Raw genomic sequence first — 20,092 nt, forward strand, 5'->3', positions numbered from 1 at the left:
CCTTTCATTGCTTCTTCATGCGAAAAAGCAAATTATCCGGTATTAGCTAACGTTTCCGCTAGTTATCCCAGGCTGAGGGGCAGGTTGCCTACGTATTACTCACCCGTCCGCCGCTAAGTTATTTCAGAAGCAAGCTTCCAAAATAACTCCGCTCGACTTGCATGTATTAGGCACGCCGCCAGCGTTCGTCCTGAGCCAGGATCAAACTCTCCAATAAAGTGTTTGACTTGCTCATTTTGAATCTGACGAGATCAGATTTGCATCTGACTCTATTTTTTAGATTTCACTCTCGTGAAACCCGCTCACTCGTTGTTCAGTTTTCAAAGATCAACTTCATTTTTGTGTGTTACCGTTGTTTCAGCGGCAACTCTTATAATATAACACGTTACTTCCTGAATAGTCAAGAACTTTTTTTATTAAATTATACTTTCTATTCAGATGCACCGCTTTGAAACGGTATTAATTAATATATCAGAGATTTATCCTAAAAACAATTGAAAAATTGTGGATATTTGTCGAGTTATGCTTCCTTCAGCTTAGCCCTAACAATTAGTCGATGAGTGGGGTTCACTATTGGCTCGCATGTGATCAGTGTAAGCATTGCTTCATCGCCTGCACCTCTTTTTAAAACAGAAACATCCGTAGGCTTGACTATCGAAATTTTGTCAGTCTCATACACATAAGTTTGATTTCCAACTTCGACGACGATCTCATCACCGACCTCTATTTCATTGAGTCGATTAAAAAGCCTTCCTTTCGTCTTAGCCCGATGTGCAGCAATCGCAGCATTGCCTTGCTCTCCTAGAGCATCCGTTTCTTTCAAATGGGCTGCAGCATATTTCATATTGGCCTTCGTAGCTCCATCTAAAACAGGTAAATTAAGCTTTATTTTTGCAATCTTAATGACAGCTGTAGCTTTTGAATGTTTTGCTTCGGTGTCAAGAGATGCTTTCTTCTGCTGCGGAACCTCTTCATTAGAAAGGTCATTATTCGCTTCGATCTCAGTTATCGGCTCTTCCAATACTTGAGATGCAATTTGATACTCGAGTAAAAGGTTTTGGTCGATTGCTGCATTACTAACTTCAAAATCGACATTATTCTCGATAGCTTGAAGAAGCTCTTCAGTCTGAACATTTTCATAATACTCATTAGCCTTGGGGTATAGCATGATAAGTAACCCAAGCACAATTAAGGTATAGGCAAGTATTCTTCTCATCATCATAGTTAATCTCCTTCATTAAAAGGTTCTTCAATTACTTAAAATAAAGAAGTAAAGAGGGGAACCTCCTTACTTCTTTAAATTTTAGTTAGCTGGATTTTTTGCTTTTTCTTCTAAAGACAAACCCAACAATTGCAGTGGCTAGACCAGCAATATAGTACGGCAAGGAACTGGATTCTCCGGTTTTAGGCAGTGTATCTAAAGATACTTGATCTATTTTTTCGGTAACGTCAGGCTTAGCTGTAGGCGGCTGATCCTCAGGCTCCGTATCCGGTAATAATTCCTCCGTAATTGGCGTTATGGTTGGAGTTGGTGTCGGAATCATAGTTGGAGTCGGGCTAGGACTTGGTGATGGTGATGGTGATGGCGTTGGGGTCGGTGTTGGTGTTGGCGTTGGTGTTGGAGTCCAAACATATCCACCCGAGCCTGATGACGGAGTAGATGTAGGTCTCGGCGTTGGTGTTGATGTTGGCTCTGGTGTTGGTGTTGATGTTGGTGTTGGTGTTGGTTCTGGCGTTGGTGTTGGTGTTGGCGTTGGCTCTGGTGTTGGTTCTGGCGTTGGTGTTGGTGTCGGCGTTGGTGTTGGTGTTGGTGTTGGTGTTGGTGTTGGTGTTGGTTCTGGCGTTGGTGTTGGCGTTGGTGTTGGTGTTGGCGTTGGTGTTGGTTCTGGCGTTGGTGTTGGTGTTGGTGTTGGTGTTGGTGTTGGTGTTGGTGTTGGTGTTGGTGTTGGTGTTGGTGTCGGTGTCGGTGTTGGTGTTGGTGTTGGTGTTGGTGTTGGTGTTGGTGTTGGTGTTGGTGTTGGTGTTGGTGTTGGTGTTGGTGTTGGTTCTGGCGTTGGTGTTGGTGTTGGTGTTGGTGTTGGTGTTGGTGTTGGTGTTGGCGTTGGTGTTGGTTCTGGCGTTGGTGTTGGCGTTGGTGTTGGTGTTGGTGTTGGTGTTGGTGTTGGTGTTGGTGTTGGTGTTGGTGTTGGTGTTGGCGTTGGTGTTGGTGTTGGTGTTGGTGTTGGTGTTGGTGTTGGTGTTGGTGTTGGTGTTGGTGTTGGTGTTGGTGTTGGCGTTGGTGTTGGTTCTGGCGTTGGTGTTGGTGTCGGTGTTGGTGTTGGTGTCGGTGTTGGTGTCGGTGTTGGTGTTGGTGTCGGTGTTGGCTTTGGTGTCTTCGTCGGAGTTGGTGTCGGTGTTGGCTTTGGTGTCTTCGTCGGTGTCGGTGTCGGTGTTGGCTTTGGTGTCTTCGTCGGAGTTGGTGTCGGTGTTGGCTTCGGCGTCTTCGTCGGGGTCGGCGTTGGCGTTGGCTTCGGCGTCTTCGTCGGGGTCGGCGTTGGCGTTGGCTTCGGCGTCTTCGTCGGGGTCGGCGTTGGCGTTGGCGTTGGCTTCGGCGTCTTCGTTGGCTTAGGTGTCGGCGTTGGGGTCGGGCACCATCCGGATATTTCGACCTCCGGTTCAATTGAATTCTCATGTAGTCCGTCTGTCGTTGCAAAAGCCGTATTCGCCGCGCCCATCGTCAATCCTGCAGCAAGCGTAGCGGCAATAACTGTTTTGGTCTTGCTCCTCATTAGCCCCACTCCAATACGATAATAAATTCACACTTCCTCAATCCAATTTTATTGGGTTTCCTTTGCACTTATGCCTGTCAAATGAAAAAATATCTTCTATAATAAATAATCATCCAATAATTGAACCCTGCTTCTACCCCCTCATGTCCTCATGTGCATAAGCTTTTTTAACAAATACCCATTTACGGCTTCCAAGAAAATTCACCATTACGGTGACGGTCGTTACTATGAGCTTTGATGCCAGCGAATGCAATCCGGCTATGGAAATCAATACAAAGAGCATTGCTAAAGATAACGCAAGAACTGCTGCATTCAAAGCTGCAAACCGAATAAATTGACTGATATTAAAATTGCTCCTTTGCTCCTGAGCGCTTACCTGTTCGGAAAACGTGATTTTCTTGTTCATGATGTAACTGTTCATCGTTCCGGCAGCATAAGAGACGGCCTGTGCTCCAAAACTTCCCATCCCCCAAAATAGCAGCAAAGTAAACAACGCAAAATCTACGGCTGTATTTATCAATCCCACGGCATTGAATTTCAAAAATTGCACAATAACCTGTCTTCTCCTCTTATCCGGCATACTCCTCCACCTGTTCCCTTACACCCTCCGATCCGTAGGAAGGCTGGACAACCGGATTTCCACTCTGGGGCTGAAAACCGATAGTATCCCGAACGATATAGAGCGGTCTATCCTTGGACTCATCATAGATTCGGCCAATGTATTCCCCCATTACACCGAGCAGCATAAGGACAATCCCGTTGAAGAACAGGTTGATCGCCACGATTGAGGCCCATCCGGGAACGGTGCCCAGCTCGAACCATTTTTGAAACAATACGACGAACAGGTAAATGAAGCTGGAAAACGACAACACGACCCCAATATAGGAAGCAATCTTTAGAGGCTTATGCGAAAAAGAGGTGATTCCGTCCGCGGCAAATGAAAGCATTTTTCGCAAAGGGTACTTCGTGACGCCCGCAAAGCGTTTATCACGCACATACTCGACGCTCGTTTGCCGAAAGCCCGCCCAGCCAACCAATCCGCGGACAAAACGATTTTTTTCCTTTAAACTTTTCATGACATTGCATACCTTCCGATCAATCAAGCGAAAGTCTCCGGTATCCAGCGGAATATCCACTTGCGTCATACTGCCCAGCAGGCGATAAAAGAGCAAGGCCGTTGTTTTTTTAAACATGCTTTCGCCTTTACGCTTAATACGCTTGCCGTAGACAACCTCATAACCCTCCCTCCATTTGCTCAGCATTTCCAGAATGAGCTCGGGAGGATCCTGCAAGTCCGCATCGATAATGACGACGCAGCTGCCTGATGCAAAGTCCATCCCCGCGCTGATCGCTACCTGGTGACCAAAGTTCCGAGAAAATTGGATCAGCTTGACATTGGGGTCTTTTTGGCAAATCCCTTCAACGATCTGGACGGTTCCATCCCTGCTCCCATCGTTAACGAAAATAATCTCATAACCTTCCTCCACGCAATCCATGACCTGCTTCAAACGATGGTACGTATGCTCGATCACTTCCTCCTCGTTGAACATCGGCACAACAACGCTGCAGCAAACTTCCATAACAGCCCCTCCTTCTCCTTAAGCTCATAAATCAAATGCACAAAACGGCATATCAAAATATCCATGACGGAAACCATCTTAGAACATGCTCAACGTACCCCGAATTCACCTCCATCCCTGAAAGCACGGGGTAGAACATTACGAACAGCAGCACAGCAATGCTCAGAAGCGCATACCTTACATACCTGAACCGAGGCCATTTTTGCTCAGCAATACTGGTCACATATACAATCGCCACAATCACAAACGGCACCATAGCAAAATAGTGATATAGGAATGTCTCGCGCGTAACAAGCATCCAAGGAACGTATTGAGAGAGAAACGCGATCCAAATGACGTATCTTCCATATTCCCTGCGCTTCAATGTCAGCCAGAATGCTGCAGCCATTGCAATGATTCCGGCCCACCAAATCAGAGGATTCCCCATCGTGACGATGCTGGATACCATCCCCGCGGCTAAGCCTCCTGCTTCACCCTGCGCACTGTAGAACCATACCGGCCTCTTCATCAGGGGCCATTCCCACCAAGGCGAGGCAAACGGATGACTTCCCACAAGTCTGCTGTGGTAATCGAACATATCCTTTTGCGCCTGAATTAGATTGCCTAGTTGAAAACCACCCTCAGTGGCAGCAAGAGCAGGAATGTAGCTTACGCTGTAAACCAAAGCAGGTATCAGGATAAAAAAGATACAGCAAGCTCCCAATGTAATGATCGTTTTTCTCCAAAACCCCTGCTCGATGCGGCGATATAGCTCGTGATGCTCTGGCAGTTCATCCTCACTGGCTGCTTTCAGCCTGCGCTTGGCTGCTGCATATTCCCTGTAACGGGCATGCAAGGATAGAAACAGCATAACTGCAAGACCGGCACCGCCGTATAAAACGATCCATTTTGTAGAAATGCCGATGCCGAAGAATAACCCTGCCCAGAACAGGGGAACCAACGTTTTACCCAGCGATTGCTTGTGGAAGCTCATGTTGACATAACGATTCATGCCATAAAACATCAATAGGATGAAAAATACGGCGTATACATCAATCGTCGCAATACGAGTCTGTGCAAAGTGCATAAACTCAGCCGCAAGGAGCACCATAGACATGACTGCAAATTTCCGCTGTCCGAATAATTGAAGGGCAAACCGGTAAATCAGCGGCAGCATTGCTGCTCCAAACAAAGTCCCCACGATGCGCCAGCCCAAAGGACTTAAGCCGAACAGCTCTATTCCCATTCCGATTAGCAGCTTGCCAAGCGGCGGATGCGTTGTTTCGTATGGAGGCAAATGATGCCAATATTCATATGCCGTTCTGGCATGATATATTTCATCGAAATAAGTTCCATTCAAAAAACTGGGCTGGTATACCGCCGTTGACGCTTCATCAAATAACAAAGCACTTATGTCGCTGCCCGCTGCGCCATCCGTCCCATAGATTCCTTCAATATGGATGGGGGAATGATCATGACCGGCTTCAAAAAATACCATCTCGTGCAAAGATATGCCCGGTTCATCCACCGTAACTCGAGCGTATCTTGCCTCTGTGCCGACAGACTCGCTCTTCCAGGCTAGAACAGCTCCAATATCCTCCGGGATGTTTATGGTTTTCTCCCATCGTGCAGGAGTGTTACCGAATTCCAATGTAAACTCGCCCGTAGAAGCACCGCCGAAATAATTTACACGTTCGATGGTTTTGGCTTCCCCGAAATCCACATAGAAGCTGGTTGCCTTCGTCGGCTTCCATGCGGTAATCGGTGCCTTGGCCGACCCTAATTGATATAGAGCAAGTGCCGTGTACAGCGCTGTAATGAGCCCGATCCAGAGCCAATCCTTTCTTTGGAAGCGAATTTTGTATAGGGCTAGCCCTTTTCCTTTCCCTTTAGAGGCAAGCTCCTGCAATAGCAATTCATCGCAGGCTTCACGCCCTGCCTCGGCTTGATGCTTGATCGGCAGACGTTTTTTTTGCACATAAATTCGATAACCGAGTGCCAGCATATATACCAACAAGCCCATATTGGCGAGCGAGCACAGCAGGACAATCCCATCGTAGCCGGGACTTGTGCCAAGGTTCAGGTACCCCAGAACATAAGCGACATTCACATATTGCGTCAGACTAAAACCGAGGTATAAATAGAGCAAACGGCGATCCCGGGTATGAATGAAGCTGAACAGACATAGCAGCAGGGCCGGGAACATGTAGCGTTCATGCATTTTAGTGCCTAATACGAACACGATGACGATGAGCGCCAAAGCAATGAAGAAAGATTTTGACAAGTCACGACCCCGTCTGCGAAGGGAAATATAGACGGCATAAGCTACCGCTGCCAGGATAAACAGCAGCCCCCAAATCCGGAAGGGAAGCAGCAGCCATCGCTCATCGAGAGGAGCCCAGTTATAGCCGAAAAGTGCATACAGATTAAATGCATTGACCGAAGCATATGGATAAGAGGCTAAAGTCGTCTTATATAAATCAATCAGAGCCGGCAGTCCCCCATTATTCCAGAAAAACGGAAGGGCCAGCAATGCAAATGTAACAGCCCCCAACAACACACTAACGGTAATTCGTCTCCATGATCGGTAGTATAGAAGAGCAAGAAGCCAAACGGGGGTAAAAATAAAAGTCTGCGGTTTAATGATGGCTGCAATCGCCAGCCATACCGCCGATTTTTCCAAGCGCCGCTCGCTTAAAGCCGTTAATGAGCTGATAAGGAACAGGACGTAGAACGCATCTGCTTGTCCCCAGCCTGCGGAATTGATGAGCACAGCAGGATTGAATAAATACATGACCGATAAAGCCCACCCAAGCCTTCCGCCAAATTTGCTCCGACCGGCACGATAAATAAGATATCCAGCAATGATGTCCGCAACAATCGAGGGCAGCTTGAATAGCAGCATCGTTCCGGCAGCGGCGTAATCCAGTCCAAGCCATTCCCGAATTATGCCTAAAAGGTACAGGATGTAGATATATCCCGGCGGATAGTCCGCAAAGATTCCTTCGCTGTAAAATCCCCCCAAGCCCTGTTCAACCGCATGACGGGCCCAGCTCATAAAGGTATTCATGTCCGTCTCAAATCCGCGCACCGTAAGACCCATCCAAATCCGAAGAAGCAAGCCGACGATTAAGGCGATCCCCATCCATCCTTGATAAGAACCTCTCCGTTGATCTAAGGGATGGCTCTGCGAAATCATCCTTTGATACAGCCAGGCAAACAGGACACAAAACAGCGCGGACCATAGCATAATCGGTAATACTGAAACATGCGTTGCCGTTACACTATTTGGATTTTCTGCCCCCTCCCCTGCGGCGCCATTGAGGGCTTGTTCGTCTCCAGCATTTGCGTCATTCAGATTATCCGCGTCAAGCGGGAGCGCAGCCGCTCCATTCGGCAGTTGATCTATCTTCTCGACGCTAACATCATCGAACAGGGCCTTGCCCGTATTCAATCTCCCGTAACCGCCGATGGCTGCAGCTACTTTGAACTCTCTCTGGTCCGCCCCTGTCACCCCATAGAACTCCACTTTCTTCCATTCAGGGGACACCTCATTGATATGCGGAAAGACCCCGCCTACGCCCAGCGGAAAAATATTCGCACCAATTTCGCCGTCTCCGATACTGAGCACTTTTATCCAGGCAGAAATCAAATAGTTGGAGCGTGGCTCTACTGAAATACTCTGAACCCATTTAGCATGATCCGGCTGCGAGTTCTCAATAAAAGCTGCCTGGCTCCCACTGCGAGCATCCCCCTCAATCACCCCAAATTGACTTGTCTCCTCTTCCCCGGACCAGCGATCCGCCTCCCAAAATTCCGGGCTGGCCGCATCACCCAGCTCAAATCCGGGATTTTGCACAAGGTTGTCTTCCAATGCGTGAACCATTCCTGGCCGAAGCTGCAAAAATAACGCTAATAAACCAATTGCGAGCAGCATCGCTTTTCGCCTAACAATACTTGGCATGTCCTATTCCACCCCATACGCGATTGATTGAGCCAATCGGTGACTGATCGTTGTTCTCTTTTCCTAGCAAAGAAATCATATGTTTGTACAAATATACGTGCAGAATCAAAGATTATGCATGATTCTATGAAATCGGGCTTCTATTACTAAGAAAAAGATATGATTTGAATCAATGGCTCAACGAACATTTTTCATGAGAAAAAGCCTGCACTTTGCAGGCTTAGCTTTCCGGGAAAGACCATGCGGATGAGTCTCTTGAACAACAAAAAAAGGCCAGCCGCATACGCGGCCAGCCTTCCTTAAATGCTATTTTGATTGAATCTATATGCGAGTTTACTCAGCGCCCAAGAAAATATAGCGGCAAAGCACAAGAACGGCGAGCACCCACATTAACCAGTGAACTTTAACCTTCTTGTCCGTAAAGATGTTGCTGCAAGCGCCAAGAACAACGTACGAGATAATACCCGCCGAGATACCGTTAGCGATACCGCCAGTAAACGGCATAAGCACAATCGTCAAGAACGCAGGGAAAGCATGCAGGAAATCATCCCAATCGATATTGCGGACTTGTCCCATCATCAGCACGCCAACAATGATCAGTGCTGGCGCCGTTGCTGCGGAAGGTACCACGCCTGCAAGAGGAGCGATGAACAATGCAAGCAAGAACAGAATGCCTGTCGTTACGGCTGTAAGTCCGGTACGACCGCCTTCGGCTACGCCAGCCGTACTTTCAACGAAAGAAGTGATCGTGCTCGTACCGAGAACCGCACCGGCACTAACACCAGCCGCGTCAACCAGCATCGCTTTACCGATCTTCTTCTCGCCTTCTTCTTTATTCTTCATCAATCCGGCACGTGTTGCTGTTCCCACCAGTGTTCCAAACGTGTCGAACAGTTCAACGAAGGTGAACACTAATACGATTTCAAACAATCCCAGCTTGAGCGCGCCCATAATATCGAGCTTGCCGACAGCCAGCTCATTTACGTTCGGGAACCAGCTTGCACCAGACAATCCGCTGACATCGGTCACGCCCATCGGAATACCGATCAACGTCGTTGCCACGATGCCGATTAGCAATGCGCCTTTGACGCGAAGCGCCATAAGAATGGCGATCAGAATAAGACCGATTAACGTTAATTGCACACCCGAGTTGTGCACGAAATCACCAAGTCCAAGGTTAAAAAAGCTTCCTGGCACCTGTTGCGTAAAGTCTTCAACAGGCCCGTTCAAATTAATGCCGATAAGGTCGCTCATTTTGAATCCGATAATGGCTACGAAAAGACCGATACCGACTGTAATGGCAGACTTAATGCTTTCCGGTACTGCCACAAGGAGCATTTGACGAATTTTCGTCACCGTAAGGATCAGGAAGATAATACCTGAGATGAAAACAGCACCTAGAGCCGCTTGCCATGTAATTGCTCCGTTCGAGCTGAGAACAACAGTCATGAAGTACGCATTCAGACCCATACCCGGGGCAAGCGCAATTGGAATGTTAACGAACAATCCCATAATGATCGTAACCAGACCCGCGCCGACCGCAGTGGCAAAAAACACACCGTCTGAAGGGATACCCGCACCGCCCGGGCCCAAGAACAGATTGTTCACGAACAGGATGTAAGCCATCGTCATGAATGTCGTAATACCTGCAATAATTTCCGTTCTTACATTTGTGCCGTGTTCCTTAAGCTTAAAGAACCGATCCATGGTTAATGATTCCTCCTTAGTATGAGTCGGGAACGACAAAAAGCCCGGAGCGACTATACCATCCCCGGGTCCCGTGCTGAGCAGAAGATATCGGAGCCATACTTTCAACTGGAATTCGGTTAACAGTTAAGTTAGCTATCTGCATCCGTCAACCTTCATTGAACGTCAACAATCCGCAGCCATTCCAATCGCAAGCATGTTCCAATGCTCTTCTTTTCGTAGCCAGATCATTACGGTGACCTCGTAGAGACTTCCGGGCCAATCCCCGGAATTATACGAAAAGCATCTATCTTAAATTGTCGAATATTCCCGTACAAGTCTTGATTCAAAGACTTATTACATGACTTATTCTAGGCTTGAAGACTCAGATTGTCAACAGAAAAAGCGAATGTTTTTTAAACCAACCTCTAAAATTGTTCGTGATTTGTTGAAAATACCTTCGACACAATTATGCATAATTCGACAAAATCAACGTCATATAGAAGGTCAGGGCCTGTTCTTATGTAAAGATACAATGCTGCCGATATTACAAATATATCGTTAAATCAATTGTGGAGGTTAAGAGATGTACGCGATCAACAAAAAAATAACGGCACTGCTTACACTTCTCATGTTGGCTGGATGTTTTGCAAGTATTGCCGCAGCAGCAGATTCAAAGAAGGTATCCCTGGACGTCACAAGCAACTATACGAGTCTAATTCCCGGCCAAAGTGTCATGGTGAGTGTCAGAATCTCCAATGCCGAGCTTGCCGATGACAAGGGACTCCGGGCGGCCAAAATCACTTTAAGCTATGACGAAAGTATTTTTACGACGGATGGCAACATACGTTTTGACGAAACCCTTGGAAAGGATATATGGAGAGGTGACACCTTTTTCATTCCTTCTGAACATTTCAGCAATAATGATTATAATATCGAGACTCCATATCCCATGGATATCGATCCTGCGGATGGCAGGCAAGAAGTGATCGTATCCGTATCAGCCAAAAATGGTAGACCTATTCGTTCCACCTCTGACGAAGCCTTTGTATCATTTTTTCTTACAGTAAAGGAAGGCGTCTCAAGTCAAAATACCTCCATAAAAATTCAATCTGCCCTATTGGAGGATCATACAGGAAACATAATTCAGAACTTTGCCGCAACATCTGCGGATATCCTCGTCGGTATTCCGAAAAGCATTGATATCGTCAGGGGGACTCTTCCGCCCACTGCAGATCCATTTAAGGTTAGCGTAGATAGCGGCATGGAATTGAATGCCTTGGCCAATTTCGATAATGGCGACACGGCCTATGTCACCGAATTGGCGACGTGGCAATCTACGGACACACAAATTTTGACGGTTCGGCACGGAAGCGTTCAGACCTTTGCATTGGGAACTGCTTCGGTTACAGCTACGCTTGGTTCCGTGACCGGAAGGCATGACATTTCGGTTCTTTCCAAAACGGATCCAGAATTGAACGTCCAGACACAAGGCTATGTCACCGTAACATACATCCCCCCTTCTCAAAGGGAAAGCTTGTACAAAGAGATTCCTGTGGCCGTTAATGGCAAGGTCGCAAAATCGGGACGTATGATCGATGGGAGCGTCTATGTGCCATTGCGATCTACCAGTGATTTACTAGGGGTTGAAGTCGGCTATGACAGCTCCAAGAAAGCACCGACGATTAATGGAACTACTATCAAGGAGTTCAAAATACTTTCAGGCTCATCCTACATCAAAGCCAGGGAGATTCCCGCCATACTTGGCGCGAAAACCATATGGGACAACACAAATAAGAGCCTGTCGATAGAGTACGGTTCCTGAATCTGGTCTGGCACATTTTTTATGTTGAAGGAGCGTATTCCAAATGCAGCCATAAAAAATACTCTCTTCTATTTGCTAACAACGCAGATAAAAGAGAGTATTTTTTCACTCTAATGCTTTTTTGTTCTATTCCCACTCAATCGTAGCAGGCGGCTTAGAAGTGATATCGTAAACGATGCGGTTTACGTTATCGACTTCATTTACGATCCGCACCGAAATCTTCTCCAGCACATCCCTCTTACCACTTAATTCAATAATTTGTAGAATTTTATCACATAAAAGTTTATTGTATGTAATCACGATTACAACCCCTTAATGAGTGATGTTATCCCTGACATGATATCCAAAACTTACGCACTAAGTTATTTTCTATTACCATTTTACGTTCTGAGATATGTTTATTTTTCTGACCTTGATCATTCAATATTTGAAGCATTCTCATATTTCTTATTTCTAATTGGTTTATCATTTTCTCGCTAGGTATCATATTTGACTTACTACCATTACACGACTGATTGGCAAATACAAAGTTTCACAAATCATCTGAATACAAATACGACCAAGGAATTACATGATCAATTGCAGGAGTTTCATTCTCGATCTTCAAACCACATAGAAAACATTCTTTATGTGGATTTGATACGTCGATATAAGTTCCTTAACAATAGTCATTATTACTGGCGGTTTAACTGGATTACTACTTTGTTGTAAATCAAAAAAGACTGTCTGCTCCCAATAATAACGAATTACCTTACAAGTAATTGATTCTTATGTATTATCAAATGAACAATCACAAATAATATACAGCCATTTTTCAATGAAATTCAATTTACTTCACCCCATTTCCATTGAATATCATTTCTGATTCTAAACTGTCCTGCTATTTTCCATGAAGAACATTCTACTATATTCATTACGAATGATATCAATAGAAAACAATATAATTCATGGTTAACCGCTACTTATTCATAAAGACTTAATGCCAAGGCTTACATTTGTTTTATTTATGCATATTTAAAGTTGGTTTATAAAAACATGTATTAAAAAAGATCAAGGTTTTGATAAATACCCTGATCTACTTTTTGACTTTGAATATAGTTAATCGTATTATAATCATTTCATACTTGATACTGTTCTTTCGTTAAGTAAAACATCTAAGCTCCAAGAGTAGAGAAACTTAGTTACAAATACAATGTACCTCCCCTATATTATAGGGATTCTTTCCCAGACCACATATTTTTAAAGAAATTTTGAATGTCTTCTTTGAGTTTCGGCTCCTTGATTTGAATTAATGTAGTCGCTTTATCACCAAAAGAATTAATAGAAGAGCCTAGCAGATAATAATGTCTATCATCAATAATTATAAATCTATCATGAATCTTTTTTTTATGAACAATAACATCAATTTTTCCACGTTCTTTTTTAAAGAGTTTATAGACGTCTTCAAAATCTCCTTGTAAAACATCCGAGACTACTCTAATGTGAACATTTCTATCAACAATTTCAAGTAAGTTTAACAAACTGGAATCAACATAAGGATCGATAATTGATATGTTCTTCTTACTTAAAAGCAAAATTTCTCTTAATTTTTTGTTGGCTGTATATGAAGTATTACCTTCGAAAAATATAGAGTTATCTTCGTAGCTTTCAACTAGACAATGTTGATTCCATAAATCTTCAAACCATTCCTCTTCTACACTTTTCCATATAGGATTTTTTATTTCATTAGTAAATTCAACTTTATCATATGAAATAGGAACATTCTCAATCACAGCTTCACGATAATATATAGAAACACTATCTTTTATAACCTCTACCCCTATATCCTCTAGATATTTCTCATTAATATGCTTTACAAATTCCTCTACCCAGTTAGTAATACTGCCAAATCCATAATTGTGTTTAAATAATAAAATTGGATTCTCCCCATCATAGAAGAACTTAAAACTAACATAACAGTTCATGCACTCAAACTCGTCTTCAATTAGCATACTATGTTTTTTAAAAATATCTTTTCTGGATCCTGATTCAAATGCATATCGCGCTTTGCATAAATTAGATAGAATATAGTGTTTGGAACGTGAATAACCAGGCTTTGTCAATTCATATGTTGCCCGTGTAATATGGTCAAAGATTTGAAATATTTGTCTTTGAGATAAGGAGGATAAGATTATGTCATGACCAGAAAATCTTGAATTGACTAACTCAACAAGTCTTGTTAACTCTTTATCAGATACTTTTTTATAATTGTCTATAATTTTTTTATAAATTGTATCCAGTTCTCTTTGCATTTCCTCACCATTCTTTATTTCAAATTGTAATGACCCATTACCTTATTTTATAATGCAAAATACTTGAATGTCCATCCAGTTTGTTTAGATATCTTCCAGCAGAAGCAGAATCTAACTGATGCATTTATTAGTTATTTTCTTCCAAACCTCTCCTATACTCTTTCATAATCTTATAGAATGTAATTCCCCTGCTGTATCTCTTTTTCAATCCATTTTAAATAATTTAACCTCCAGTATTGATTTCTGTTCTTTCGACAGTGAATCCAAGTTTACCTGCGGTCGTCCAAGATGCTTACCTTGTTTTTTTGCTACCGCTATCCCTTCTGACTGTCGCTGTCTAATATTCTCTCGCTCCCGATCGGCAACAAAAGAAAGCACTTGTAATACCAAATCACTCACAAATGTCCCTAACATGTCCTTATGCTTTGTTGTATCTAGTAAAGGCATATCAACAACCTTTATATCTTCTTTAACCTCTTGAGTGATATTCCCATTCCCTCTTAATTTCTTTGCTGTTACGTCCAAATCGGTCGATAGATTTTATGTACAGCAAACCTCCTTGACGTAAGCATTGCTTCAACACCTGATAGTGTGGTCTGTCGAAGTCCTTACCATTTTTCTTATCGATGAATATGACACGCTCATTAATTCCAGGTTGCATCGTCATTTCATTTAGCTGTCTGTCTGAATTCAGCTGAAACACGTATGTAAGTTAATGTTTTAGCTGTCATTTGAGTATAATACAAACTCTATGTAATAATACAGGATACATTCAAGCTCTCATGGCAGAAGAAAAGCATCATCGAAGGATGATGCCTTTGGTCGATAAAACTTCTCTTTTTATTTAGTCCCTCTTTATGCGTAATCATTTATTTTACAACTGCAGCCTTTCTTGATTTCCTCGTTGTCTTCTTTGGTGCTGATGGCCCGCCTGAATTTTCATATATTTCTAAACGATCTTTTCCATCCTTTTTAGGAGAATCTTCCGATGTTTTCTTAGATACCATGTGTATTTCAAGCATCTTTAAAAATTCGAAGCCGAGTTTTGACATCTGCATTTTTTCATATCTTGCACCTGTCACTTTGACTTTCTCTAAGAGTTTGAATGTCATCAATCGGGGTGCAATCGAATAATAAACAAAACTCTCCTCTTCACTAATGCCAACTTGATTAGTAATCCCCGTTGCAAAACTATCCTTTAAAACATAAAACAATTCAAGAATGCTTTTACTTGGTCTACTACTTGCTGTTGGTTTTAATTTTTTTGGCAATTCTATTTTTATCTGCGATAATGTTTTTCGTAACTCTTCAAAAGTAAATCCATCGAATGTTTTGATTGCTTGTTTTTGTTCTAACTGCTTATTAAGGGCAGTAATCTCTTTTCTTAAGGCTGCATTATCAGAAGCAAGTTTATAATGCTCTTTAATGATATCCAAAACCTCTGGAACCTCACTCCCCCGTATCCATCCTGTCAAGTCATCACGTGAAATGTACTCACCCATCTTTTGAAAAACCGCAAGCTCAATATCTCGCTCATCATCAAAAATTTTACATATCTTACCCAGAACTTCTTTTCGAAACTCTTGATATAATTGAGGATTGGCTTTCTCCATCATTTGAGTTCCTTCGTTTCTAATCTTACCCTCTAACGCATCTTCAGAAATTACTACTGCAAATCTAGGCTTGCTTATATCTCCTGCGTATTGATACTCCCAATGGGTGTAACTTATGCCCGTTGAGTTGTCTATCGAGCCATATCTACCACCGAGTATAAGTAGATAAACGTCTGATTCATCAATCCACTTTTTAATGATTTCTTTTTGAGTTTCATCTCCTGCCGAAAATAACTCCATTCCAGCAGGAATGTGACCCGATGTTAAGATTGCTTGAACGGCAGCTTGTCTTTCTTTTTTTAAATCTTCGTAAGTAGAAGAAACAAAAACTTGTAATTTCTTTCTCACAGCTGCACCCCCCAAAGTATTTTTCACTAGTTATATTCTATCATATGAACCAACAATAACCATCAACCTTCTTCTAAATTCTCCCTCAATCGCAGTCTTGATGTGCTACATACTTTCTCGTTATGGTAAATATCCCATAAGTACCTCCCCTCTATAACAAAAGCCACCCATCCATAAGAGTGGCTATTCCTTGTATAAGCGTTTAACCGCATTCTGCTTTTCTTTATCACTATGCTTACTGCTACGCAGAAACATAATCTGCTGAACTATGAGTGCTTAGACTCTAAATCACCTGTAGATCTTCTAATTCGCTCACAAGTCCTGTAATAATGGTATGAACTGTCTAGTGAGCAATATGTACGTTCTTCTTCATCAGTGTTAGTACAGCACTTTACAAACACCTTTCAAACTCAATTACTTAACCAAATAATAAAAATAACTCCTAAGTGTATATTTAGTTGATAGATGTTCTTCCAAAACTCCATTCTTACCGTTTTCACCAATTAGCATTTGACCTTGTATATAATCAAACCGTTGATATTCTAAAATATAATTTGGAACCCCACATGGTAAATAAGTATTAATCTTAATTGCATATCCATCTTTTAATAGATCGTGTTGAATCACCAATGTTCCATTTTCACTATTTTCATAATCATATTCATAGATTTTAATCCATCTTAGTGGCTCTGAAGAATATAAGTAAATAGTTTCGGAATTATTAGCTCCTAAATCATACTCATTAACCACTTTTAGACCTTCTATCTCTCCTTGATATGATAGGTCAATATTGACTGGCAAGGTGAACTGAACCTTCTTTATCATGTATAATCTTCCAAAAATATAAGCAATAAATAAAATTAATGTTGATATCGACGAAATAAAACTAATTGTGGAAATCAGATTCAACCCTTTTAATTCTATTACTAGTAGATTAATAATATTTTCTGGTCCAATCACTCCCAACGTGTAACCAATGAGAAAGATCAATAAACAAATAATACATTTTGAAAACAGCCTCATTCACACACCGCCCCCTGAATTAATGGTCGATCAATTCTACTATCACCTTACTGGATCTTAACCTTTATATTGAAATGGTTAAGGTCGCTTACTGAATCATCTAAACCAATCATAAAGAGATATTTTTTGAAACTCTGCTCTACACACTTAATAATCAACTGAAGTAAATTTTCTCAGCATCACCATGAGAGCTTGCATTCTCTAATTCTTTCATATACGTCACTCTATCACTTCTTTTACAATTGCTGGTGAATACCCATGTTGCATCAGAATCAAGTTCATCAGTAGTCGAGCTGTACGTCCATTGCCATCTCTAAAAGGATGAATGTATACAAATTTAAAGTGGAACAATGCTGCCAGCTCTATTGGATGCAGCTTCTCCTTAACATCATCATACCATGCAAGCATCTTCTCCATCTCAGAAGTAACTTGAATGTAACTTAGAGGAACATGTTTGCTACCTGAGATGACCACGTTATTGAGTCTGTATCTCCCAGCGAACTCCTTGTCGATGCCCTTCATAACCAGATAGTGAATATTCTTAATCGTATCTTCGCCTATCTCAGCTGAACTGAACGAGCTTTATCCAATCATTCTTACCTTCATCATCAAAAAAATCTTTAATAAACTCTAAGGTGAAATGATTTACTGCCGCATCTCAATTCTATTGAAGTGTTCTTGCGGTTTATCTTTTATCAAACGGATAATTTTAAGGTAGAGGTCTGATTCGCCCGTAAGTTCTTCTCAAAATGCTTGTCCTGCAAGTTCATGAAAAGCTGCTGCTTCAATGTTTCTTTGTTGCTTCTTTCCGTAACTGTAACCGACCCTTGAGTAGAAGAGCGAATCTATGTATCCTTATTCACTGTTTGCTTTATTTTCAAAAGTTTTAATGAACTATGGATGTGTACTATCTCAAGAAAGTCGCCTTGTTCTAGACCTCTCAAATACTTTGAAGTTATCTTAGTATCGAAATGCCCCAATAATCGGCTTAGACTGTATATATCAATTCCATTCCGTAACTGTTTTTGTGCAAAATAATGACGACAATCGTAAGGTGAGCATCTAACCTCCTTTCTTACCCCCGCATTGGTACAATACTCCTTCAAAATCTTGTTGATCCGTGAACAGGATAATCGGGGGCAGCATAGCCTTCACATCCCCAGCTTCAGTTAAACTTAACTCTTTTGTGGTTATAACCTTCCCACTTGTACAAACGGTACATACAAACGTCAATGTAATCCTTCTTTCTTGCCAAAATTTCTTGACTCAACCTAAAAATTTAGTATAAAAAAACTCCCTTCTATTCGCAAATAACGCAAATAAAAGAGAGTAATTTTAGACACTCAATTGTTAAAGGTCTAGCTGAGACACCTCTGATGTAAAAGCCACACCCTTATGTGCAAGGGTTTTCGGGCATATTACAATATCAATAATCTCAACCTATTCCCACTCAATCGTAGCAGGCGGCTTAGAAGTGATATCGTAAACGATGCGGTTTACGTTATCGACTTCATTTACGATACGCACCGAAATCTTTTCCAGCACATCCCAAGGAATGCGCGCCCAGTCAGCGGTCATGCCGTCGATGGAAGTGACCGCGCGGATGCCTACAGTGTAGGAGTAAGTCCGGGCATCACCCATCACTCCGACGCTCTTCATGTTAGGGAGCGCAGTGAAGTACTGCCAAATTTCACGGTCAAGCCCTGCTTTGGCAATCTCTTCGCGCAGAATGTAGTCGGAATCGCGAACGATCTTGAGCTTGTCCTCCGTGACTTCGCCCAATACGCGGATCGCCAGTCCTGGACCAGGGAATGGTTGTCTCCAGACGATTTCTGCAGGCAGGCCGCATTCCTCGCCGACTTTACGAACCTCATCCTTGAACAGCGCCTTCAGCGGCTCTACCAATTCGAATTTCATATCTTCCGGCAGTCCGCCAACGTTGTGGTGAGATTTGATAGTTTGAGCAGTCGCCGTTCCGCTCTCCACGATATCGGTATACAGCGTACCTTGCGCTAAAAATGCGAAATCGTCAAACTGTTTGGACTCTTCCTCAAACACATAAATAAACTCATTACCGATGATTTTCCGTTTTTGCTCCGGATCATCGACGCCTGCCAGCTTGGACAGGAAGCGTTCGCGCGCATCGATTTTGACGACCTTCATATCGAACTTGCCAACAAACGTCTCCATTACGCTCTCGGCTTCGCCTTTACGCAGCAGCCCGTGATCAATGAACATGCAGGTCAGTTGATCGCCTACCGCCTTGTGGATAAGCATCGCTACCACGGAGGAATCAACGCCGCCGCTCAGCGCGCACAGCACTTTCTTGTCGCCGACCTGTGTCCGGATATCCTGAATCGCATCCTCGATGAACGTCTCCATACTCCAGTTGCCTTCGCATCCGCAAATTTCGTACAGGAAATTACGGAGCATTTCATTCCCATGCACGGAGTGGCGTACCTCTGGATGGAACTGAACGCCATACAATTGACGCTCCTTATTCGCGAAGCCAGCGATCGGAGCATGTTCCGTCGACGCATCAATGACAAAGCCTTTCGGCAGCTCCACCACATGATCGCCATGACTCATCCATACCGTTTGCTTCGATTCCAAGCCTTTAGTCAGCGCAGAATTCTCCGCAAAGTTCACGTCCGCCTTCCCGTATTCGCGTTTAGCCGCACGTTCTACCTTACCGCCAAGCTGATGGGCCATCAATTGCATTCCATAGCAAATCCCAAAAATCGGCACACCGATATCATACACGGCAGGGTCAATGTGAGGCGCATTCTCCGCATACACACTGGAAGGGCCGCCGGAGAATACAATGCCTTTAGGGGCCAATTCCCGCAGCCGCTCTGCCGAAGTATTATATGGCAATAATTCGCTATACACTCCTAGATCGCGAATTCTTCTTGCTATCAGCTGATTGTACTGCCCTCCGAAATCAAGAACCACAATCAATTCATTTGGCTTATTCATTACCGAGCCTCCCTCAATTCATGAAACTAATTATAC

The 20,092-nt window shown here is 43.1% G+C and carries 15 protein-coding genes, 1 rRNA gene, 2 pseudogenes and 1 riboswitch; of the genes and pseudogenes, 2 read left to right on the forward strand and 16 right to left on the reverse strand.

Annotated elements, in window-relative coordinates:
- From ACE3MQ_RS22270 to ACE3MQ_RS22280, 3 genes are all read right to left on the reverse strand, one after another.
- Nucleotides 1–217, reverse strand: a 16S ribosomal RNA gene (locus ACE3MQ_RS22270); the annotation flags it as partial.
- Between the two features lie 303 nt (nt 218–520).
- Nucleotides 521–1,222, reverse strand: coding sequence for a class D sortase (locus tag ACE3MQ_RS22275; RefSeq protein ID WP_379396853.1), 702 nt, complete (start codon nt 1,220–1,222; stop codon nt 521–523).
- 85 nt (nt 1,223–1,307) lie between these two features.
- A complete protein-coding gene (locus tag ACE3MQ_RS22280) occupies nt 1,308–1,544 on the reverse strand; it encodes an LPXTG cell wall anchor domain-containing protein (protein WP_379396855.1) in 237 nt (78 codons plus the stop codon).
- Here ACE3MQ_RS22280 and ACE3MQ_RS22285 point away from each other — a divergent pair.
- Nucleotides 1,519–2,790, forward strand: coding sequence for a hypothetical protein (locus ACE3MQ_RS22285; protein ID WP_379396857.1), 1,272 nt, complete (start codon nt 1,519–1,521; stop codon nt 2,788–2,790). The two genes, ACE3MQ_RS22280 and ACE3MQ_RS22285, sit on opposite strands and share 26 nt — an antisense overlap.
- A gap of 111 nt (nt 2,791–2,901) precedes the next feature.
- Here ACE3MQ_RS22285 and ACE3MQ_RS22290 read toward each other — a convergent pair whose 3' ends face one another.
- The 4 genes from ACE3MQ_RS22290 to ACE3MQ_RS22305 form a co-directional block, all read right to left on the reverse strand.
- Entirely contained in the window at nt 2,902–3,348 is a 447-nt protein-coding gene (locus ACE3MQ_RS22290; RefSeq protein WP_379396859.1) for a GtrA family protein, read from the reverse strand.
- Nucleotides 3,338–4,348 (reverse strand): glycosyltransferase family 2 protein, encoded by a 1,011-nt coding sequence (locus ACE3MQ_RS22295; protein WP_379396861.1) that lies wholly within the window; start codon nt 4,346–4,348, stop codon nt 3,338–3,340. The genes ACE3MQ_RS22290 and ACE3MQ_RS22295 overlap by 11 nt, the downstream gene beginning before the upstream one ends.
- Before the next feature lie 52 nt (nt 4,349–4,400).
- On the reverse strand, nt 4,401–8,291 hold the full coding sequence (locus tag ACE3MQ_RS22300) for a phospholipid carrier-dependent glycosyltransferase (RefSeq protein ID WP_379396863.1): 3,891 nt from the start codon (nt 8,289–8,291) through the stop codon (nt 4,401–4,403).
- Between the two features lie 333 nt (nt 8,292–8,624).
- Nucleotides 8,625–9,998: an NCS2 family permease gene (locus ACE3MQ_RS22305; RefSeq protein WP_379396865.1), complete on the reverse strand. Its 1,374-nt coding sequence runs from the start codon at nt 9,996–9,998 to the stop codon at nt 8,625–8,627.
- A gap of 199 nt (nt 9,999–10,197) precedes the next feature.
- Nucleotides 10,198–10,297: riboswitch (purine riboswitch) on the reverse strand.
- A 266-nt stretch (nt 10,298–10,563) separates the two neighbouring features.
- Here ACE3MQ_RS22305 and ACE3MQ_RS22310 point away from each other — a divergent pair.
- On the forward strand, nt 10,564–11,802 hold the full coding sequence (locus ACE3MQ_RS22310) for a hypothetical protein (protein WP_379396867.1): 1,239 nt from the start codon (nt 10,564–10,566) through the stop codon (nt 11,800–11,802).
- A 126-nt stretch (nt 11,803–11,928) separates the two neighbouring features.
- Here the strand turns inward: ACE3MQ_RS22310 and ACE3MQ_RS22315 are convergent.
- The 9 genes and pseudogenes from ACE3MQ_RS22315 to guaA all read right to left on the reverse strand — a co-directional run.
- Nucleotides 11,929–12,036, reverse strand: a pseudogene (locus ACE3MQ_RS22315) (GMP synthase (glutamine-hydrolyzing)); the annotation flags it as partial.
- Between the two features lie 974 nt (nt 12,037–13,010).
- On the reverse strand, nt 13,011–14,093 hold the full coding sequence (locus ACE3MQ_RS22320; RefSeq protein WP_379396869.1) for a phospholipase D-like domain-containing protein: 1,083 nt from the start codon (nt 14,091–14,093) through the stop codon (nt 13,011–13,013).
- A gap of 204 nt (nt 14,094–14,297) precedes the next feature.
- Complete coding sequence (locus tag ACE3MQ_RS22325; protein ID WP_379396871.1) at nt 14,298–14,618, reverse strand: recombinase family protein; 321 nt, start codon at nt 14,616–14,618, stop codon at nt 14,298–14,300.
- Entirely contained in the window at nt 14,563–14,760 is a 198-nt protein-coding gene (locus ACE3MQ_RS22330; RefSeq protein WP_379396874.1) for a recombinase family protein, read from the reverse strand. Before ACE3MQ_RS22330 ends, ACE3MQ_RS22325 begins: the two co-directional genes overlap by 56 nt.
- A 202-nt stretch (nt 14,761–14,962) precedes the next feature.
- Nucleotides 14,963–16,054 (reverse strand): DUF4062 domain-containing protein, encoded by a 1,092-nt coding sequence (locus tag ACE3MQ_RS22335; protein ID WP_379396876.1) that lies wholly within the window; start codon nt 16,052–16,054, stop codon nt 14,963–14,965.
- 414 nt (nt 16,055–16,468) lie between these two features.
- Nucleotides 16,469–17,077: a hypothetical protein gene (locus ACE3MQ_RS22340; protein ID WP_379396878.1), complete on the reverse strand. Its 609-nt coding sequence runs from the start codon at nt 17,075–17,077 to the stop codon at nt 16,469–16,471.
- A gap of 219 nt (nt 17,078–17,296) precedes the next feature.
- Nucleotides 17,297–17,638, reverse strand: a complete 342-nt coding sequence (locus ACE3MQ_RS22345) for a Fic family protein (RefSeq protein ID WP_379397108.1) — start codon at nt 17,636–17,638, stop codon at nt 17,297–17,299.
- Between the two features lie 284 nt (nt 17,639–17,922).
- Nucleotides 17,923–18,201 (reverse strand): annotated as a pseudogene (locus ACE3MQ_RS22350) (tyrosine-type recombinase/integrase); the annotation flags it as partial.
- 316 nt (nt 18,202–18,517) lie between these two features.
- Nucleotides 18,518–20,056 carry a glutamine-hydrolyzing GMP synthase gene (gene guaA, locus ACE3MQ_RS22355; RefSeq protein WP_379396880.1) on the reverse strand — a complete coding sequence of 513 codons (1,539 nt, stop codon included), beginning with the start codon at nt 20,054–20,056 and terminating at the stop codon, nt 18,518–18,520.
- Nucleotides 20,057–20,092 lie beyond the last annotated feature (36 nt).

The organism is Paenibacillus lentus, from assembly GCF_042714055.1.
Lineage (GTDB): Bacteria > Bacillota > Bacilli > Paenibacillales > Paenibacillaceae > Fontibacillus > Fontibacillus lentus_A.

What these genes read in the sequence shown, in the direction of transcription:
- guaA (WP_379396880.1), bottom strand. Translation starts at nt 20,056, where the DNA reads ATGAATAAGCCAAATGAATTGATTGTGGTTCTTGATTTCGGAGGGCAG.
- ACE3MQ_RS22305 (WP_379396865.1), bottom strand. Translation starts at nt 9,998, where the DNA reads ATGGATCGGTTCTTTAAGCTTAAGGAACACGGCACAAATGTAAGAACG.
- ACE3MQ_RS22310 (WP_379396867.1), top strand. Translation starts at nt 10,564, where the DNA reads ATGTACGCGATCAACAAAAAAATAACGGCACTGCTTACACTTCTCATG.
- ACE3MQ_RS22285 (WP_379396857.1), top strand. Translation starts at nt 1,519, where the DNA reads ATGGTTGGAGTTGGTGTCGGAATCATAGTTGGAGTCGGGCTAGGACTT.
- ACE3MQ_RS22280 (WP_379396855.1), bottom strand. Translation starts at nt 1,544, where the DNA reads ATGATTCCGACACCAACTCCAACCATAACGCCAATTACGGAGGAATTA.
- ACE3MQ_RS22290 (WP_379396859.1), bottom strand. Translation starts at nt 3,348, where the DNA reads ATGCCGGATAAGAGGAGAAGACAGGTTATTGTGCAATTTTTGAAATTC.
- ACE3MQ_RS22275 (WP_379396853.1), bottom strand. Translation starts at nt 1,222, where the DNA reads ATGATGATGAGAAGAATACTTGCCTATACCTTAATTGTGCTTGGGTTA.
- ACE3MQ_RS22340 (WP_379396878.1), bottom strand. Translation starts at nt 17,077, where the DNA reads ATGAGGCTGTTTTCAAAATGTATTATTTGTTTATTGATCTTTCTCATT.
- ACE3MQ_RS22320 (WP_379396869.1), bottom strand. Translation starts at nt 14,093, where the DNA reads ATGCAAAGAGAACTGGATACAATTTATAAAAAAATTATAGACAATTAT.
- ACE3MQ_RS22300 (WP_379396863.1), bottom strand. Translation starts at nt 8,291, where the DNA reads ATGCCAAGTATTGTTAGGCGAAAAGCGATGCTGCTCGCAATTGGTTTA.
- ACE3MQ_RS22330 (WP_379396874.1), bottom strand. Translation starts at nt 14,760, where the DNA reads ATGACGATGCAACCTGGAATTAATGAGCGTGTCATATTCATCGATAAG.
- ACE3MQ_RS22295 (WP_379396861.1), bottom strand. Translation starts at nt 4,348, where the DNA reads ATGGAAGTTTGCTGCAGCGTTGTTGTGCCGATGTTCAACGAGGAGGAA.